Raw genomic sequence first — 3,459 nt, 5'->3', positions numbered from 1 at the left:
GGCCCCCGCTCCGCGGGCCTCCGCGCCCCAGGCCCCCGCGCCGCAGTCCCCGGACCCGCGGCCGACGCATGCCCCGCCGACCCAGAAGCCCGCGCCGCACCGCTCCGAGGCGCCCGCCTCGCATCCGCCCGCGCACGGCGGGGCGGACGGGCCGTCGAGCGAGATGGACGGCGGCGCGGAGTCCGGCGGCGCGTCCCTGCCCGGGCAGAACGCCGCCTACGAGCACGCCTCCTCGTTCGACCTCGAATGGCCGCAGGGCCTCGCGGCGGCGTCGCTGCTCGCCGCCGGGCTGCTCAGCGTGCTGGGCCGCCGCCGTCGCCTCCAGATGTGGAACCGCGCGTTCGGGCACATGATCGTCCGGCCGGACGGCGCGGCGGCCGAGACCGAGCGGGCGCTGCGGTTCGGCGCCGACGACGAGGCGGCCCGGCTGCTCGACCTCGGGCTGCGGCACCTGTCGAAGTCCATGGCCGCCGGGGGCCGGGCCCTGCCCACCGTGTACGGGGTGCACCTCGGCCGCGGCAGCCTCGACCTGTGGATCGCGCCCGCCGACCGGACCCCGCCCGCGCCCTGGCAGGCGTTCGACGACGGCCAGGTGTGGCGGCTGCGGGCGGACGCGCTGACCGGCATCGAGGCGTCCGAGCTCGGCGACGTCCTCGCCCCCTACCCCGGCCTGGTCTCCATCGGCACCAACGACAACGGCCGGATCCTGGTCGACCTGGAGGCCGCGCACGGCCTGATCGCCCTGCGCGGCCCCGAGGACACCCGCCGTGCGGCGCTCGCCGCGATAGCGATGGAGCTGGCCACCAACCGCTGGTCCGACCACATGCGGATCACGCTGGTCGGGTTCGGGATGGAGTTCGGCGAGGGCCTCGCGGAGATCGCGCCCGACCGGATCCGGGCCGTCCCGACGCTCGCGGACGCGCTGCCGGAGCTGGAAGGGCGCGGCGAGGAGGTCCGGCAGGCGCTCGCCGCCTCGGGCGTCGACTCCGTCCTCACCGGACGGTGCCGCGGCGTGTTCGGCGAGGCGTGGATGCCGCACTACCTGATCATGGCGGACGCCCCGTCCGAGCGGGAGGCCGACCGGCTGGTCGCACTCGCCCGCACCGGCACCCGGATGGCGGCGGGCTACATCGTCGCGGGTGAGGTGCAGGGCGCCACCTGGACGTGGGACGTCGACGCCGGCGGTCGCCTCCAGGCCGGGGTCCTCGGCTTCCAGGTCGACGCGCAGCTCGTCCCGGACGAGCACTACCACGGCGTGTTCGAGCTGTTCAGGACGGCGGGCCGGCTCGACTCCCTGCCGCTGCCCGAGCCCGCCGCAGGCCCCGAGCCGCCGTCCGCGGGCCAGTCGTCGGCCGACATCCGGCTGCTCGGCCCGATCGAGGTCGAGGCGCCCGGCCCGATGGACGAAAGCCGCCGCGCCCTGTGCACCGAGGTGCTGGTCTACCTGGCGGCGCATCCGAACGGCGTCCACCCGACCGTCCTGAGCGGCGCGATCTGGCCGCGCGGGGTGAGCACGGGCGTTCGCGACGCGTGTGTGGCCCGCGTCTCGGACTGGCTCGGCCGGGACGCCCGGGGCCGCCCCAACCTCTACTACGACGACCGCGGCCGGATCCGGCTCGGCTCGGAGGTGCGGGTCGACCTGGCGGTGTTCCGCTGGCTGGTGTGGCGGTCGGCGGCCGAGCCCGCGTCCGAGACCGCCTACATGTCGTACGCGCTGGACCTCGTGCGCGGCCCGCTGCTGGCCGACCGCCCGCGCGGCCGGTACGCCTGGCTCGCCTCGCACGACCTGGAGTACGAGGCGTCGGCGCGGGTCGTCGACGTCGCGCACCGGCTCGTGGTGCTCCGCCTGGACGAGGGCGACCCCCGCGGTGCGGTCGGCGCCGCGCGCGCCGGGCTGCGCCTCGCCCCCGAGGACGAGGGCCTGTGGCGCGACCTGCTCCGCGCCACCCACGCCACCGGCGACCTCGCCCAGGTCCGGATCGTCGTGGACGAGCTCCGCGGCCGCGTCGGCCACGACCCGCTCCTCGACCAGCTCCAACCGGAAACCGAAGCCCTGGTAGAAGAACTCCTCCCCGAATGGCACCGTGTAGGCACGAGGTAACCATTCGTCTCGCGTTGCGCGGTGGGCGGGGGTCAGCGGTAGAGGCCGGTGCCGCCTAGGGAGTAGCGGCCTGGTTGGGGGTGGACGGTCAGGCCGGCGGGGCGGCCGCCTACCCGTACCTGGCGCATGACGCGTCCGCTGCGGGTGGACACGGCGTACACCATTCCGGTGGGGTCGGCCAGCCACAGGGCCGTCCCGTCGGACGACACGCCGCCCGGCACCGGGGAGCCGCCGCGGGGCAGCGGCCAGCGGGCCGTGACGCGGCGGGCGTCGAACGCGACCGCGGACAGGGTGCCGGCGCCGAGGACGAACAGCCTGCGCGCGTCCCGGCTGATGGCGAGGCCCCGCGCGCCGGGCGCGGTGCGGACGAACCCGGGCCGGGCGAACCGGCGCGCGTCCACGTGCCACACGCCGCCCCTGGCCGCGTCGGCCACGAAGAACGCGGTGCCGTCGGGCGACAGCCGCAGGTCCTCGGGGTGCGCTCCGTCCGGCAGCCGGATCGTCCCGGCGACGCGACGGGCCGCGACGTCCACGCGGACGAGACGTCCGGCGGCGGTGCAGCTCACCACCAGGGACGATCCGTCGAGGGTGAAGTCGGCGTGCCCGGCCGCGCAGGGCAGCGGGACCGACGCGCGGGTCAGCATCGTGCGCGGGTCGCGGATCTCGACGCGGCGCGCCCGGCCGGACAGGACGAGGGCGTCCCGCCCGTCCGGCGTGAAGTAGAGCCTGGCCGGATCGGCGACCCGCAGCGGGCGGCCGAGCCTGCCGCTGCGCGGCCCCACCGGCACCAGCGTGCCGTGCTCGGCGTCGGCGGCCCACAGCCGCCGCAGGTCCCAGGACGGGACGACGCGCGAGGCGGCCCGGCCGGCGCCGATGCGGCGGACGACCCGGAGCGTGCGCGGGTCGAGGACGTCGACGACCCGGCCGTTCGCGACGTACAGCCGGGCGGGCATGCCGCGCGCCGAGGGGGCGATCATGCCGGGCCCGGTGGCCGCGTACACCGGCCCGCCGGCGGGGCCCGGTCCCGGGGCGTCCGGATCCCGGGAGCCCTCGGGCGCGCCGTCCGTCGCGGGCGGGCCGGGCCGGAAGTAGGGCGCGGGCCCGCCGAGCCCGACCACCGGCGCGTTGGGCGGTCCCTTTCCGGGACGGTAGAACGGGACGGGCGACTCGCACCCGGCCATTACGCCCCCCGTCAGGGCGAGGGACGCGGCGAGCGGGACCGCCGAGGTCCGTGATCGTCGTCCGTGAGGTGCCATGAACGGTCTCCCCCCATCACGGCGGGGACTGTACCGAGAGACGACTCCGCGTGTCCGCTCCATTGCGAAACGTGGTCGCAATGGCCGGGCGGGCGAGGGGGC

Annotated in this window: 2 protein-coding genes; one reads left to right on the top strand and one right to left on the bottom strand. The window is 77.1% G+C overall.

The genetic code is table 11. From position 1 onward, the window contains the following. On the top strand, nt 1-2,101 hold a 2,101-nt coding region (locus tag E1298_RS45295), incomplete at its 5' end, for an AfsR/SARP family transcriptional regulator (protein ID WP_131903546.1). 32 nt (nt 2,102-2,133) lie between these two features. Here E1298_RS45295 and E1298_RS45290 read toward each other — a convergent pair. After that, a complete protein-coding gene (locus E1298_RS45290) occupies nt 2,134-3,357 on the bottom strand; it encodes a YVTN family beta-propeller repeat protein (protein WP_131903545.1) in 1,224 nt (407 codons plus the stop codon). Nucleotides 3,358-3,459: the final 102 nt, after the last annotated feature.

The sequence above is a fragment of the Actinomadura rubrisoli genome (assembly GCF_004349215.1).
GTDB classification, from domain to species: domain Bacteria; phylum Actinomycetota; class Actinomycetes; order Streptosporangiales; family Streptosporangiaceae; genus Spirillospora; species Spirillospora rubrisoli.
This window is presented reverse-complemented; position numbering and strand designations above follow the sequence as displayed.

What these genes read in the sequence shown, in the direction of transcription:
- E1298_RS45290 (WP_131903545.1), bottom strand. Translation starts at nt 3,357, where the DNA reads ATGGCACCTCACGGACGACGATCACGGACCTCGGCGGTCCCGCTCGCC.